Source organism: Pseudorhodoplanes sp. (assembly GCF_035565855.1).
Lineage (GTDB): Bacteria > Pseudomonadota > Alphaproteobacteria > Rhizobiales > Xanthobacteraceae > Pseudorhodoplanes.
On sequence record NZ_DATMRX010000159.1, the window covers coordinates 1 to 13,209 of the forward strand.

Annotated in this window: 15 protein-coding genes; 6 read left to right on the plus strand and 9 right to left on the minus strand. The window is 63.0% G+C overall.

Annotation, left to right across the window (positions count from 1 at the left end):
• The first annotated feature begins 505 nt into the window (after nucleotides 1–505).
• Nucleotides 506–1,117 (plus strand): hypothetical protein, encoded by a 612-nt coding sequence (locus VN004_RS08725; protein WP_325609010.1) that lies wholly within the window; start codon nucleotides 506–508, stop codon nucleotides 1,115–1,117.
• Between the two features lie 467 nt (nucleotides 1,118–1,584).
• Nucleotides 1,585–1,878, plus strand: a complete 294-nt coding sequence (locus tag VN004_RS08730; protein WP_325609012.1) for a GYD domain-containing protein — start codon at nucleotides 1,585–1,587, stop codon at nucleotides 1,876–1,878.
• Nucleotides 1,879–2,224: 346 nt separating this feature from the next.
• Here the strand turns inward: VN004_RS08730 and VN004_RS08735 are convergent, their stop codons facing one another.
• From VN004_RS08735 to VN004_RS08745, 3 genes are all read right to left on the minus strand, one after another.
• On the minus strand, nucleotides 2,225–3,007 hold the full coding sequence (locus VN004_RS08735) for an outer membrane protein (protein ID WP_325609014.1): 783 nt from the start codon (nucleotides 3,005–3,007) through the stop codon (nucleotides 2,225–2,227).
• Nucleotides 3,008–3,168: 161 nt separating this feature from the next.
• Nucleotides 3,169–4,206, minus strand: coding sequence for a helix-turn-helix transcriptional regulator (locus VN004_RS08740; protein ID WP_325609016.1), 1,038 nt, complete (start codon nucleotides 4,204–4,206; stop codon nucleotides 3,169–3,171).
• Nucleotides 4,207–4,956: 750 nt separating this feature from the next.
• Nucleotides 4,957–5,460: a flavin reductase family protein gene (locus VN004_RS08745; RefSeq protein WP_325609018.1), complete on the minus strand. Its 504-nt coding sequence runs from the start codon at nucleotides 5,458–5,460 to the stop codon at nucleotides 4,957–4,959.
• 23 nt (nucleotides 5,461–5,483) lie between these two features.
• On the opposite strand from VN004_RS08745, the gene VN004_RS08750 reads away from it, so the two are divergent.
• Nucleotides 5,484–5,621 carry a hypothetical protein gene (locus VN004_RS08750; RefSeq protein ID WP_325609020.1) on the plus strand — a complete coding sequence of 46 codons (138 nt, stop codon included), beginning with the start codon at nucleotides 5,484–5,486 and terminating at the stop codon, nucleotides 5,619–5,621.
• Here the strand turns inward: VN004_RS08750 and VN004_RS08755 are convergent.
• The gene (locus tag VN004_RS08755; RefSeq protein WP_325609022.1) at nucleotides 5,618–6,622 is read right to left on the minus strand and encodes a carbon-nitrogen hydrolase family protein; all 1,005 of its coding nucleotides are present in this window, start codon (nucleotides 6,620–6,622) and stop codon (nucleotides 5,618–5,620) included. The genes VN004_RS08750 and VN004_RS08755 overlap by 4 nt on opposite strands.
• A 113-nt stretch (nucleotides 6,623–6,735) precedes the next feature.
• Complete coding sequence (locus tag VN004_RS08760) at nucleotides 6,736–7,701, minus strand: DUF5996 family protein (RefSeq protein WP_325609024.1); 966 nt, start codon at nucleotides 7,699–7,701, stop codon at nucleotides 6,736–6,738.
• Between the two features lie 153 nt (nucleotides 7,702–7,854).
• Between VN004_RS08760 and VN004_RS08765 the strand changes: the two genes are divergently transcribed.
• Both VN004_RS08765 and VN004_RS08770 read left to right on the plus strand, forming a co-directional pair.
• On the plus strand, nucleotides 7,855–8,439 hold the full coding sequence (locus tag VN004_RS08765; protein ID WP_325609026.1) for an SET domain-containing protein: 585 nt from the start codon (nucleotides 7,855–7,857) through the stop codon (nucleotides 8,437–8,439).
• Between the two features lie 166 nt (nucleotides 8,440–8,605).
• Complete coding sequence (locus VN004_RS08770; protein WP_325609028.1) at nucleotides 8,606–9,169, plus strand: OsmC family protein; 564 nt, start codon at nucleotides 8,606–8,608, stop codon at nucleotides 9,167–9,169.
• 112 nt (nucleotides 9,170–9,281) lie between these two features.
• Here the strand turns inward: VN004_RS08770 and VN004_RS08775 are convergent, their stop codons facing one another.
• A complete protein-coding gene (locus VN004_RS08775; RefSeq protein WP_325609030.1) occupies nucleotides 9,282–9,539 on the minus strand; it encodes a hypothetical protein in 258 nt (85 codons plus the stop codon).
• Nucleotides 9,540–9,817: 278 nt separating this feature from the next.
• Entirely contained in the window at nucleotides 9,818–10,531 is a 714-nt protein-coding gene (locus VN004_RS08780; RefSeq protein ID WP_325609032.1) for a glutathione S-transferase, read from the minus strand.
• Between the two features lie 248 nt (nucleotides 10,532–10,779).
• Here VN004_RS08780 and VN004_RS08785 point away from each other — a divergent pair, with 248 nt between their 5' ends.
• On the plus strand, nucleotides 10,780–11,724 hold the full coding sequence (locus tag VN004_RS08785) for a DMT family transporter (protein ID WP_325609034.1): 945 nt from the start codon (nucleotides 10,780–10,782) through the stop codon (nucleotides 11,722–11,724).
• A 183-nt stretch (nucleotides 11,725–11,907) separates the two neighbouring features.
• Here VN004_RS08785 and VN004_RS08790 read toward each other — a convergent pair whose 3' ends face one another.
• On the minus strand, nucleotides 11,908–12,537 hold the full coding sequence (locus VN004_RS08790) for a lectin (protein ID WP_414710255.1): 630 nt from the start codon (nucleotides 12,535–12,537) through the stop codon (nucleotides 11,908–11,910).
• A 196-nt stretch (nucleotides 12,538–12,733) separates the two neighbouring features.
• Entirely contained in the window at nucleotides 12,734–13,195 is a 462-nt protein-coding gene (locus tag VN004_RS08795; RefSeq protein ID WP_325609038.1) for a GGDEF domain-containing protein, read from the minus strand.
• Nucleotides 13,196–13,209 lie beyond the last annotated feature (14 nt).

Consider the following 13,209-nt stretch of genomic DNA (forward strand, 5'->3'; position numbering starts at 1 on the left):
GGGGGAAAAGCGGCGTGTGCTTGTAGGGGGGGATGGGGTTGGGCGTGGGGGCGTTCATGGCTGGCCTTTCTATAACTTGGAAGGGTTATAGACCGGGCCACGGCCGTGGCAAAATGCCTTTATGGCGTTGGCGGATCAGCCCAATCGTCGATTTGATTGCCGGCAACGAAACTCATCGCTCCCGATGTTGCCGGGTTTCGCCTCGCTCAACACAACCCACGAACGCTTCCCGTCTTCCACAGCAAGCGGAGACGGGCTTGCACAGCCCGGATTAAGCGCAGCAAAATCCGGAGGACAAGCGCTCAATGGATCATGGATCAGCCCACACGATATCGCTACATCAATCGTCGCCTTCCTCAAATTATTGTTTCTTGGGCTGGCATCGCTAGGTATCGTGGGCGTAATCTCACATTAGAAATTTAAAAATTGAGAATTTTTCGGGGGCACTATGGAGTCCTTAATTCGCTTGTTACCATTGTGTTTTGCAATCTTTCTGTCCGCATGCGTGACCACTTCGATGCAAGGCTATGCGGATCGCCAACTCCCCACAAAACCAATCTCACATATCGTGGCTTATGTGGCCGCTCCAAGCTCATTATCCTCCAGCATTCAAGTATCCATTGCTACTGAAGCAAAGAAGCATGGCATCGTCGCAGAAGATGCACTTACGCTCTTCCCACCAACGCGGTCCTATACGAACGAAGAAATAAAGCAGAGTCTTGCATCTAACCGGGTAGATGGTGTCCTCACGATTAACGTCGGCGATAGCGGCATTTTGCAGCAATATGCTGGCACATATTTTCAAGCACAAACAGTTGGTGATTTCTCAGCAAGGGGCACAGTGACGAACTTTGGAAACATGTCCACCGTGTCTCTAGGGGGAACTTCAAGTACCCGAACCTCAGGCACGGCTACACCGATCTATCGTTACAGTCGCCAAACAGCATTCGTCGCCCGTTTGATAGAACCCGGCACGGGTCGAAATTTATGGGTAGGTAATGGGCAGGTGCGTGCGGGCGGGTTGTTGTTCGTCGGTGATGGTACAAGTGCGAGCAGCTCGATCTCTGCAATATTCAATGACCTGCAAAATAAAGGCCTTATTGACGGCACATCCTAACGCCGCGCGGCGTACGGCCCCGTTGACGGTTTGGCTCACATTGCAATTCTACGGCTTGTGGCAAGCATCTGATGCTAAAGACGTAAGCAGCCTTCCTTCAACACGAGCACCATAGCGCGCTCCGTCATGCCCGGGTTCGACCCAGGAACCCATAATGGAGCGTCACACAAAAATTCTTACGAATGGTCGCTGGACCCCGCCTCATGGATTGCCGGGTCAAGCCCGGCAATGACGGCGGAGATGCGTTGCTCTCCCAAGGAGAGCGAACGCCATCCGGATGAAGGCCACTCATATCCTCGGCCCATATCCGCAAACAATATCCGCGGCCGCGCACATCCGTGAAGCGCGGGACATCCTTGTCGCCCCATCCGGGCTACGGCCGATGGGTGAGGCGCGCGCGGCTTGCCGCATCCTGCGCCCCGTTCCATCCTGTCCGCGCGGGAGGGTTGAGCCTCACGGAGGAAGCCATGCCGTTGTTCATCCTCACACTCAACTGGACCGACCAGGGCATCCGCAACGTCAAGGATGCACCCAAGCGTGCAAAAGCCTCGCGCGAGCTTGCCAGGTCGTGCGGCGTCGACATCAAGCACCTCTATCTGACGTCGGGCCCGAGCGACCTTCTGCTCTTCATCGACGCCGCGAACGGCGACGACGTCGCCAAGTTCGCGATGGCGCTCGGCGCACAGGGCAACGTCCGCAGCCGCACCGCGCGCGCCTGGGCCGAGGACGAATTCGTCAAGCTGGTTTCCGAACTGCCTTGACAGACAGCCGACGCGCTCGCATCGAGCCGTGGCAATCCGCCGACGAAAAACAAAAGCCCCGGAGCATGGCTCCGGGGCTTCGCAGGTTGGGCACACCGGGGGAATTCCGTCGCGCCCTGGCTGAAATGGTCATCCAAGCGAAATCTGATGGTGCTGAAACTCAAATCCAATTTGCGCACGCAGCGGCCGGAAAAGCGACGGCCACAACTCCGCCTCGGTCCCGCATACGGCCTATGTTCTACGGAAGGGTTCGATGCTGTGCATGACCCGAATGGGTCAATGCCGATGAAAGCGAAAACCCCGGAGCATGGCTCCGGGGCTTCGCGCTGCCGGGCGGATCGGAGGATTACATCGCGCCCCAGTTGAAGCGATAGTTCACGCCGAATTTGATGGTGTTGAGCGTCAGGCTGGAATCCCGCAAGTTGACGTTACCCAAGTTGGGGCCAGGTGTAATGTTGGTGCGGCTAATCCCTTTCGTCCCAAAGTCCATGTAATTGTATTCGATCTTCGCGGACCAGTTCTGCGAGATGGCCCATTCGACACCACCACCGACCAGCCACCCAGAGCGGTCCTCAGAGCCGACAGTCGTTGCCAAAGCGGCGTTGACCGCATTGCTCACAACCGAACTGCCTTTGGTGTGTGTCCAGACGCCGCCACCTTTTGCATAAACAAGCCAATTACCCCAACTGTAGCCAACCCGACCTGTGACATCCGCAAGCCAGTCGACCTCTGGATGCGACGTCGAAGTCCGCGGGAGATTGGGTTGCGGATTAAGTTCGGTAGGCTCCGAGCGACGGCCATCGATACCGCTCGCGGAATACTCGCCTTCCAAGCCAAGAACCCAAGAACCGACCTGGAAGTTCGCGCCAAATTGGCCGCCGCCGATAATTCCGTTCACGTCGGTGGGATCGAAAACATGACCCGCCGCGAAATTGGCACTGCCGGTCGTGGCGACATTCTTCTCATCACCCCAGCCATAGCCGATATGGCCGCCGACATAGAGTCCCGTCCAGTTCGTAACCGGCGGAACGGCCGACACCGAATGCGCCTTCACCGGCATGTCGGCGGCCCATGCCGTCCCAGCGGTCGAAAGGACGACCGCAACACCCATAATCCAATGCCTCTTCACAGGCCCCTCCCCTTGGCCGGCCCAGCCTCGGTCCGGCACATGGCTTATGTTCTAGGGAGAGACTCGATGCCGCACATGACCCGAATGGGCCATGCCGATGAAGACAATCCGGTTTCCACTGCCAGTTCAAAGCCAGATGCCGCCCGCATTCCCGCGTCGCGCTATAGGCCGGCGATCAGCGCCACCAGCTCGCTTTGGCGATGGGTGGATGTCTTGGCGAAGATGGATTTAAGCTGGTTGCGAACGGTGTCGCGGCTCACGCCGAGCGTTTCCGACGCCACCTCCAGGCTCAATCCCTGCCCCACGATCGCGGCAAGTCTCGTCTCGGCAGCGGTCAAGCCGAAAACCCGTTTCAGGAGATCGACATTGAGGACCTTGCGCGCTTGGACCTCCGACAGCGTCAGCAGCGCACGCGCACCGAGGAACGGGCTTCGCGCCGCGGGCGGAATACTCAAGATGCGAAGCACCACCGGCGACCGGCTGCCGCGACGAACGACGATCGGATCCTGCGTCAGCGGCGCATCCCCATGCGCGCCCAGTTGCTCGACCCATCGGTCGTAGTTTTGCCGGGCAAGCTGATCGTGGATGAAAAGGCGCCCGTTCCTGACATTGATATGCGCGTCGAAAAGCGCACCGGCGCGGCTGTTGAAGTCCATCACCTTCCCGGCGCGGTCGATCACCGCCGCCGCATGATCCACCGCGCCGAGGGCATCGGTCACGCTCTGCAGCGCCATCCGGCCGAGGGCGGTGGAGAGTGTCGCCGCTTCGGTGAGAGGGCGGGACAACGTCGCCAGCAAACGCCGGTCCGCATGCTCGAACGGCCCCTCCGACGACGTGCGCTGGATCGACAGCGCCCACAGCGCCGGACCGGCGTTAAATCCGATCGCGGCAAACCATTCGAGGCCGAAGGGAAACACCGCCTCGTTGTAGAACGGCGAGCGCCGCCGTTCCTCCACGGTGACGACATCCTCGTCGGTGATGACGGGCTGGCCCTTCAGCAGCAGCGGGGCCCCGCGCGCCCGGATGTCGCGTGTGTGCCATCCGTCGGCAAAGTAATTGCGGAACACATCGGCGACGGACTCGGTCCAAGGGACATCGCCAGTTCGTTGGTCGGCCTGGAGCAGAATCGCGCCCCTCGCTCCGACCGCCAAACAAACCTCGCTCATGAGGTCCGGCCAGACGGCCGGATCGATCACCACGTCCCCAAACCGCGAGCACACCGCATTAAGGGGCGCACGGTCGATCCTGCTTTTCGGCATCCCCCAGCGCCTGGTTCGCCACCGCCCCCGGCAACACAACCATTCCGAGTATTCAACTCTTACCCAAATGGGTCAAGACGGCCGCCCTTCAAACCGGCACGGTTGGGCAGGCTGAAGCTCGATCATGGCGGTTAGCGCGCGCGAAGCCGATGGAGCGGTGCGTGCACATTTGGTCTGTCCGAAAGGACAATCGGGCAAACACACACGCCGCGGACGGCGGTGAGGACTCATGCAGCGGATCGTTCTGTCATTTTATATGGCCGGTTTTGTTCTTCTTTCGATTTCTTCGGCCGCCCTCGCAAAAGACGAGAACGGCTCGGGCCATATCATCTGCAACAAGTCGGGATGTCACCTCATCGCGGCCCATTGCCGGATCATCAATTGGGCTCCCGGCGTCCAGCGGAAACGCTGCTTCTTTCCCAGAAGGCGAATTCACACCCTGGGGACGAACTGAGAAACCGTAGCCCGGTTGAGCGGGGCGAAGTCCGGATGAAGCCGCACTCCGGATGACCTTCTGTCAATCCGGGCTACGGCTCCTTCGCGCTTTCCGCTTGCTCCACCACGCATCGCACGGCGGCTGCCGGAGACAAAACCGGAGCGCCATCGCTTCGGCAAAAGGCAATCAAGCCCTCAGGGCTCGCAGCCCGGATTTGCTGTCTTGAACGGAATCGGACTTGCCGGGCGGCCTTTTCAGCCGCCGTAAAACACGTTGTCGCCGAGGTCCTTCATCTCCAGAATCGCGGCGTCGGGGCGGCCCGTCGGGGCCTTGTGCAGATGAACGTCGATCACCTCGCCGACGACGACGTGATGGTCGCCCTGCTCGATGATCGATGTCACGCGACACTCCACCGCCGCAGGCGCCTCGCTCAGGATCGGCGCGCCGGTCGAACCCTTGCGATAGGCCTGCCCGCTGATCGTGCCGCCGTTGACGTCGGCCGGCCGGAAGAAGGTAAAGGCCAACGCCTTCTGGTCCTTGCCCAGCATGTTGAGCGCGAAGGTCTTCGCCGCCTTGACGATCTTGCAGGCCGCGGAGTCGGCCTTGACGGCGACCACGACCAGCGGCGGCGCAAATGCCGATTGCGTCACCCAGTTCACGGTGGCGGCGGCAACGCCGCCTTTGCCGTCATCGGCGGTCAGCACGTAAATCCCATAAGGGATCATGCGAAGAACGATCTTCTTATGGTCGTTGTTCATCGTGGTTGTCAGTCCTTTGCGTCATGGGCGATCTCAATCCGGAAAGCGCCGAATTTGAAGCACCAAGCCGCCGATGTGAAGCCTTGATTGCCGCAGATGAGGAGAGAAGCGAAGCGACGCCGATCGCCCCGGCGCCGCTTCGCCGCGTGGTGCGCCGCTAGGTGCGGATCTCGTCGTCGGCGCCAATCAGCGTCAAGCCGTTGCCGGGCAACGCCGGCGCCTCGAGCGCGGTGCGCGGCGACGTGCGCATCTGCAGCGTGAACACGTCGAAGCGATTGTAATGGCCGGTGAGGTCGTGGCTCAGCTTGCCCTCGATCACCTTCTCGAAGTCGGCATCGCCGTAGACGATCTGCGGCTTGTCGTCGACCGGCCCCGCGATGTAGTTGCCGTCCGGACCGAGAATGCCGGAATGGCCGCCGCGACCGGGAATGGCCTTGCGCTGTTCTTCGCTGAGTCCCATCGCGTCGAGGCAGGCGTCGTCGAGCACGCCGCAGGCGCTGATGACGAATACACGGCCCTCGAAGGCGTGATAGCGCGTGCGGATGTCGATGCCGTCGTACTGGCGCGGATAGACGAACGCGGGCCAGGAGGCGACGTGGATGCGCTCCTGCTGCGCCAGCAGCGCGAAGCGCGCCAGGCTGTTGGTGTTCTCGCCGCAGATCAGCCCACCGATGCCGCCGAACGGCGTTTCATAGGTGCGCACGCTGGAGCCGTCGCCGGAGGTGTGCACCAGCCGCTCGGTGAAGGTCGGCATCAGCTTGCGGTGCACGCCTTGCAGCGCGCCGTCCGGCCCAAAGAAAAGCTGCGAGTTGTAGAGCGTTCCCATCGTGCCGGGATCGCGCTCGTTGACGCCGATGACGACATGGGTTCGCGTGCGCCGCGCCGCCGCGCCGATGGCATCGACCACGGGGCCAGGCACCTCGACCGCGTTCTTGAACAGCTCCTTGTTGAAGCCGAGCGACTGCGGGCTGCGCGGCATGTACCAATGATACCAATCCGGGAAGCCGGGCACGAAGCCTTCGGGAAAGCCGATGACCTTGGCGCCGTTATCGGCGGCCTCCTCGATCAGCCGCACCGCCTTCTGTGCCGTGGCGTCGCGGTCGAGCCAGACCGGCGCCGCCTGCACGGCGGCCAAGCGGACATTCGGATATGCGTCTCCCATGAAAGTCTCCCGATATGCGTCATTCGTGCGCGCGACACTACGCGAAATGCGCCGCGCGATACAACGCAACGGATGCGTGAACGAGCGAGGCGAGGCGCACGATCGCGCGAGGATCAGACCGCTCTCACCTTGCCAGGCACGCCGAGCGTGCATTCAAGCGCGGCACGATCCCATTTCGCGAGATCCGCAGCCGCATCATAAGTGCTTTGCAGAAACGATATCAGCACCGCCCCGGGGTCTGTGGCGGTGCGCACCGCGTCATACGGCAGGATGAACTCGCCAAGCTCCTTCGACCAGAACGCCGCATCGGGCCGCACGCGCGCTTGCGCAAAGCCCTCCGGCGCCGGGTAGGCGTAAGAGTAATAGGCCGGGTAGTCGATCGGCCCGCCGCCGGGCCAGAAGCCCGCGCTCGACACCTCGTGGGAATAGGCTTCGCGCACCACGTCGTCCGACAGGTTCGGCACGCCTCCGGGATGCGGCGGCGCCGTCCGCCCGGAAAAGCGCGTCACCGCGAGATCGAAGCTGCCCCAGAAGAAGTGCACCGGGCTTGCCTTGCCGAGAAACGCCGTGCGGAAATGCGCGAACCCATCGCGCGAGCGCAGAAGGATGCGGAAGAAGCGATTGGCGAAATCGCGGTCGTAGGATGCGTGCACACGGTCTTCGCTGAAGCGGACGGCGCCCGGAATTTCGTTCGGCATCTCGTCGATGCGCACGGCAATCCCAAGCTCGGACAGCGCCGCCATGACATCGGCGTAGAACGCCGCCACCGTCATCGGCTGCAGCATGACCTGGCGGAAATGCCCATCGTTGGTCCGCAACCACAGCACATGGTCGATGAAGTCGAATTCCATGGCGAGGTCGCGCCCGCCGACCGCCATCGGCGGCGTGGCAAGGCCACGCGCGGTGACATACAGAGTCACATGCCAGGAATGGTTGAGCCAAGGCGTCAGCGCCAAGCGCACCTTGCCCACCACCTGGGTCCACAGATGAAGCGTCTCGCAGGTGTCCCGCCAGGCCCCATAAGGCAGTTCAGGCCATGAAGCGGCCTTGGCAGCGGCTGACGATGCGGCCGGTGGCATGCTTTTCTCCCGAAATCGCACCCTGTATTCGTCACGCCCCAACGGATGAATAGTCCCACTCATCCACCGCATTGTTTAGGGCTATGAAGTTTACGCTGGCGCTGAAGCGAATCCTCGCCTAAATGCAGCGCCGTGCCAAAACGTTGTTTCCGTGTGGCTCGGTCCAGAACCGGACTCGGCCTTTTCGCAACGCGACCGATCAAGAAGCGCGAGTACATCGTCACGTACCGCGGCCGACGCATTACGAATGCGGAGGCGGACAAGCTTGAGGCGCGCGGCTCCCGTTACATGTTCGAGATCAATTCGCGCTGGACCATCGACGGCTCGCCGCGCTGGAATCTCGGACGCTATGTCAACCACTCCTGCCGACCGAACACCGAAGCGGTCGAACGCAAGGGTCGTGTCATCGTTTATGTTGCCCGGCGCAAAATCAAGCCGGGCGAAGAGCTCACGGTCGATTACGGCAAGGACTATTTCGACGCCTTCATCACCAAGTCCCGCTGCCAGTGCGACAAATGCCGGGAGCGGCGGGCGGCGCGGCAGGCCGAATACCGGGCCAAGCTGCGGCGCGCCGAAAAGCGCAAGGCTTCGACGCGCAAGCGCCAGGCGGTCAAGAAGAAGCCCACGTCTGCCAAACGAACGCCCGCCAAACGCACACCCACCAAACGCACAGCCGCCAAGCGAACACCCGCCAAACGCACAGCCGCCAAGCGAACGCCCGCCAAGCGCAAGCGGTGAAGCGCCGGCCCGCGAGCGGCCGAACCCCACGGCCGGCTGGCCGATCCATCGTCGCCGAGCCCCTTCCCGTCCCGTTGTGGCTGATCCACCGCGCGGACGGCTGAAACGCAGCGCCGTGGCATAATTGCCGTCTCCGCATAAGATGGCTCCGCACAGGAGTTCCATCATGACCGCCATCTGCGACTGCTTTCCCGAGTTGAAGTCCGTCACCGAGGCGCGAGAGGCCCGCTACCGCGCCGCCCCGACGAAGCGCGCCCCCGAAGGCCCGCAATCGAGCCTCGAGGTTACGGTGACCTCCATCGGGCGCCTCAACGAGCGCGTGACAACGCGCAACAGCGGCCAGCAGTTCATCATCAGCGAACCCAAGCACGTCGGCGGCCTCGCCGATGCGCCGACGCCGCTCGAATATCTGCTGTCGGGCGCGGTCGGCTGCTACGCGGCGGTGTTCGCGTTCTACGCGGCCAAGATGGGCGTGGATTACGAAAGCTTCGAGGCGGTCGCCCGCACGACGTTCGACGTGCGCGGCCACATGATGCCGGATGCGCCGCCGTCCGGCTTCCAGAAGGTGACCATCGCCATCAGCGTGAAAAGCAATGCCACCCCGGAAAAGCTGCGCGAGATCGAACAGCTCGCGCTTCACGGCTGTCCGGGCATTGCGACGCTGCGCAATCCGGTCCCGGTCGAAACGACGCTGACGGTCGAGCCGGCCGCGTCAGGCGCGTCCGTCTGACAGGAGGGCTTCGGCACGCTGACACAGCCATCGGGGACAGCGCCGAAACAGCAAAGCCCGGCGAACCGGGCTTTGCGCCATGAAGGGAGTTGGGGATTACGGGCCGTTGCGCTCAGTTATCCGCCACCGCCGGATCGTAGAGAAACTGCGTGCGGATGTTCACGTCCGGGTCTTCGCCGATGATGCGGTTGCCGAACACCACGATATCCGACGGCCGGGCGTAACCGTAAGCGGCGTAGGCGTTGGCGGCAGGCCCCATGGGAGTTGTCACGACCTGCCTTGCCGGGGCCCGGTATTTCGGAGGGGCCGCCAGCGCGGGAGACGCAACCGTTGCGATCAACAGAGCATTGAGTGCGACACTGAATCTCATGTGCCATCTCCATGTTTGCCCCCTGTGGGGATCAACATAGGACGGCGGGCAGGCGTAAAGAAGCGGGAGCCGCCTCGCGCAAGGCCCATTCTCACTCGAAATAGTCATGATCGTTCAGTCGTGTGCTGCCCACGCCGAACGGGCGAAGGATGGATTGGGGCCGTCGTTCGCGGCGATTTGGCACCAAGCATAATTCATGCCCACGCCGCCGAACCGACGGCGTTCAACACTCGGTGACTATGCGACAAACCATACCGCGACACCGCCGCTCGCGGCCCTCAGGCATCGAGCGCCCGGTAAGCGCGGAAGATGCCCCACTCGTTGAACGGGATGCGCCGCTCCGATTGCAGATAGGCCGCGATGCGCGGCCGCTCGGCCACGCGATCGTGCAGCGCCACCAGGCGCGGCACTTTCTTCTCGAACCGGCCCATACGCTTGGGAAAGGCATAGCGCAGCCCATCGATGACCTGGAACAGGCTGAGATCGACGTAGCAAGGCCGCCGGCCGAACACATACGGACCGCTACTCTGCTCCAGCACATGCTCGAAGTAGCCGAGCATTTTCGGGGCGCGCTGTCGCCAGAACTCGCGCGTGTAACGCTTCGCCGCCGCCCGCTGATCCTCGTAGTAGAGCGCACTCGAAATCGGATGATGGGTGTCGTGGATCTCCTTCACCAGATCGGCGATGGTGAGTTGAAGCTGCAAGGCCCAAAGCCGGTCGGCCTCGCGACGCGGCACCAGATGCAGACGCGGGCCGAGGTAATGCAGGATCATGGCCGTCTGCGCGATGACGAGCTTGCCCACCTTGAGAAAGGGCGGCGCGAACGGCGCCCGCTTGGATCGCGACCCATTCATCAGGCGCAGCATCGCATCCGTGCCGTAACCGCGGCGGCGCGCCACGTCGATATAGTCGGCTCCGCCCTCCTCCAGCGCGAGGCGGACAAACTCGCCGCGGCCTTGGATTTCGGGCCAATAATAGAGTTCGTATTGCATCGGGTCGGCCTCCAATCGGGTGAGGAATCGTAACCCTATCGCGGAGGACGCCCGCGATTGAAGGGCCATGCCCGCGGCTGCGATCATGGGACGCGCGCGCCTCGCGGCGCACCCGCACCCACGGAGCCAAGCGCCCGCCGAACATCCATGCGCGCGCCCTTCGGAGTTATTCTTATTTGGGGCTGCCAGCCGGCGCACCGGCGTGCTACGCCCTCCTCTCCTGCCTCCAGCCAGATCAAACGCCCAGCGTGACCGCCGACGACACCCGCAGCATCGAAGGGCGCAACCCCAAGCCGCCGATGCGGCAGGAGCGGATTCCCCAGGCGATCCTCTATATGCTTGGGGCCGGAGCCACCTTCGCCATATCGAGCGCCATCTCGAAATGGCTGGTCGCCACCTATCCGGTCGGCGAGGTGCTGTTTGCCCGCAACGCCGTCTCGCTGTCCCTGTTCTCCGCCTTCATCCTGCCGACCCTCGGCCTCTCAGTCCTGCGGACACGACGGCTGGGCTCGCATGTGATGCGAAGCACGTCGCAATTCTTCTCCCAGAGCCTGCTCCTCATCGCCTTCAGCATGATGCCGCTGGCCAGCGCCACCGCCATCAATTTTTCATCGCCGCTGTTTGCCACGTTGGCTTCGCTGGCCTTCCTCAAGGAGCCGGTCGGCCCGGCGCGCTGGACGGCCCTGGGGCTCGGCTTTCTCGGCGTCTTGATCGTCACCAACCCGGGCGCGGAGACGTTTCAAGTTGGCGCGATCTACGCGCTCGGCAACGCAATCCTGTTCGGAACCGTGACGGCAGGCGTGCGCGGCATGACCTCGACCGAGTCAACGGAAACGCTGACGATCTATCAGTTGCTGTTGCTGTCGTGCTTCTACGCGGTGACGCTACCGTTCGCCTTCGCCGTGCCGACATGGATGGACTTTTTGCTGATGGCCGCGAACGGCGGCATGAATCTCATCGGTCAATATTGGTGGACGCGCTCGCTTCATCTTGCGCCGACATCGGCTGTGGTGCCGTTCCAATACCTGTCGCTGATCTGGGCGATGCTTCTCGGCTACGCGGTCTGGGGGGACATGCCGACGCTCGGGCTCGTCGTCGGTTCGGCCGTCGTCGTCGGCTCCGGGATTTTCCTGCTTTGGTACGAGGCGCGGCACGCACCGCCCAAGGCGAAGCGGCAGGCCGATCCGCATTAGCGTCCGATCCGCATTAGAGTCCGATTCAACCGCGTTGAATCGGACTCTAAGCTCATCCTTTTGATTGAGCATGATCTTATCCGAAAGCCGGTTCCCGCTTTTCGGGATCACGCTCCAAGATCGCGAATGCAAAAACGACGAGGCCGGGCGTGTGGCCCGGCCTCGCGTCCATCGGACGGATTTTCAATTCACCGCGAAGCAATACAGCAGGCCATCGCCCCCGGTGCTGCGCAGATCGGCCTGCGTACAGCCGCCGCCCGGCCCTCGCGAAGGATGCGACGAGTTCCAGGACTTCGCCGGCGGATCGTCGGTCAGCCCTTGCCGATCGGAGTGGCCGAGCATCGCAGCTCCGGTGGTGCTGCTGGTCCAGTTGCCGCAGGTGCGGTCTTGCCCGGCCGGGAACGCGCGGCCTTCGGCGGTCGAGCCGGTCAGGATGTCATGACGGTTCGGGCTGTCGCCGCGGCCGTTGATCACGTCGCCCTTTTCGCTGAGCGCGGTCTGCTTGGTCAGGTTGTTGCCGCTGCTGTGCAGGTCGTCCACGCTCTTGGCGACCACGACGCCCTTGGCATTCCGCCAGGGCCCTTTGCCGATACGGTCGCGGGCGTTGACGGCGCCCTCGCCCTGCGTGCTGAGGTAGGCGTGCCAGGTCTTGCCGGTCGAGCCGGCCGCCTGTGCCAGCCTGGCACATTGGGCATCCGCTCCCGCCAGCCCGCCGAGGTCGCCGCCTTTGCCGGGACCGCTGCTGGTCACGAAGAAGGTCATGTCGTTGGCTTGCTGAGCCTGCGCGGGCGCGCCGGAGGCCCATGCAAGCATCGCAACCGACACCACAATCGAAACGCGCGTCGTCATCGTCATCGCCCAATCCTCCCTTTGGTCGGCTGCCGGACACGGCCAAGCCGGTGAGAATCGAAACATTCATCGGTCTCGAAATCATGCCCGACCGCGCTGACATTATTGTGATGGAGAATTGTGGCGGCCGGCGTCGGCGCGGACGGCAGACGTTCGAGGCTTAACCTGAACGGGCGACCCGCGCCGGGCTGCCGGGCACGTTTTCGGGAAGCGCCGTGCCGTCGCCGATCACGCAATTTCGGCCGGCGGCCTTGGCCTGGTAAAGGCGGCGATCCGCCGCCTGGAACAGCGCGTCATAGTCGGCGCAATCGGTTGAAGCCGAGGCGATGCCGATGCTCGCGGTCACGCCGGAGCCGCCCCCTTCGATGCTGGTCGCGATCTCGCGGCGGATGCGCTCGCCAAGCGTCAGCGCCGCCTCGCAATCGAGCCCCTCGCAGATCACCACGAACTCCTCGCCGCCGAAACGAAACACCAGATCGTTCGCCCGCACCGTCACCATGATGGTGCGGGCGATGCGCCGCAGCACGGCATCGCCGGCGGCGTGGCCGAAGCGGTCGTTGAAGTCCTTGAAGTGGTCGATGTCGATCAGCATCACGCTGACCGGCCGGCCGGTACGGCCCACCCGATCGACGACAC

Coding starts and splice junctions, on each gene's coding strand:
- VN004_RS08730 (WP_325609012.1), top strand. CDS start 1,585: ATGCCGTTGTTCATCCTCACACTCAACTGGACCGACCAGGGCATCCGC.
- VN004_RS08745 (WP_325609018.1), bottom strand. CDS start 5,460: ATGAACAACGACCATAAGAAGATCGTTCTTCGCATGATCCCTTATGGG.
- VN004_RS08750 (WP_325609020.1), top strand. CDS start 5,484: ATGGGCGATCTCAATCCGGAAAGCGCCGAATTTGAAGCACCAAGCCGC.
- VN004_RS08755 (WP_325609022.1), bottom strand. CDS start 6,622: ATGGGAGACGCATATCCGAATGTCCGCTTGGCCGCCGTGCAGGCGGCG.
- VN004_RS08760 (WP_325609024.1), bottom strand. CDS start 7,701: ATGCCACCGGCCGCATCGTCAGCCGCTGCCAAGGCCGCTTCATGGCCT.
- VN004_RS08770 (WP_325609028.1), top strand. CDS start 8,606: ATGACCGCCATCTGCGACTGCTTTCCCGAGTTGAAGTCCGTCACCGAG.
- VN004_RS08775 (WP_325609030.1), bottom strand. CDS start 9,539: ATGAGATTCAGTGTCGCACTCAATGCTCTGTTGATCGCAACGGTTGCG.
- VN004_RS08780 (WP_325609032.1), bottom strand. CDS start 10,531: ATGCAATACGAACTCTATTATTGGCCCGAAATCCAAGGCCGCGGCGAG.
- VN004_RS08790 (WP_414710255.1), bottom strand. CDS start 12,537: ATGCTTGCATGGGCCTCCGGCGCGCCCGCGCAGGCTCAGCAAGCCAAC.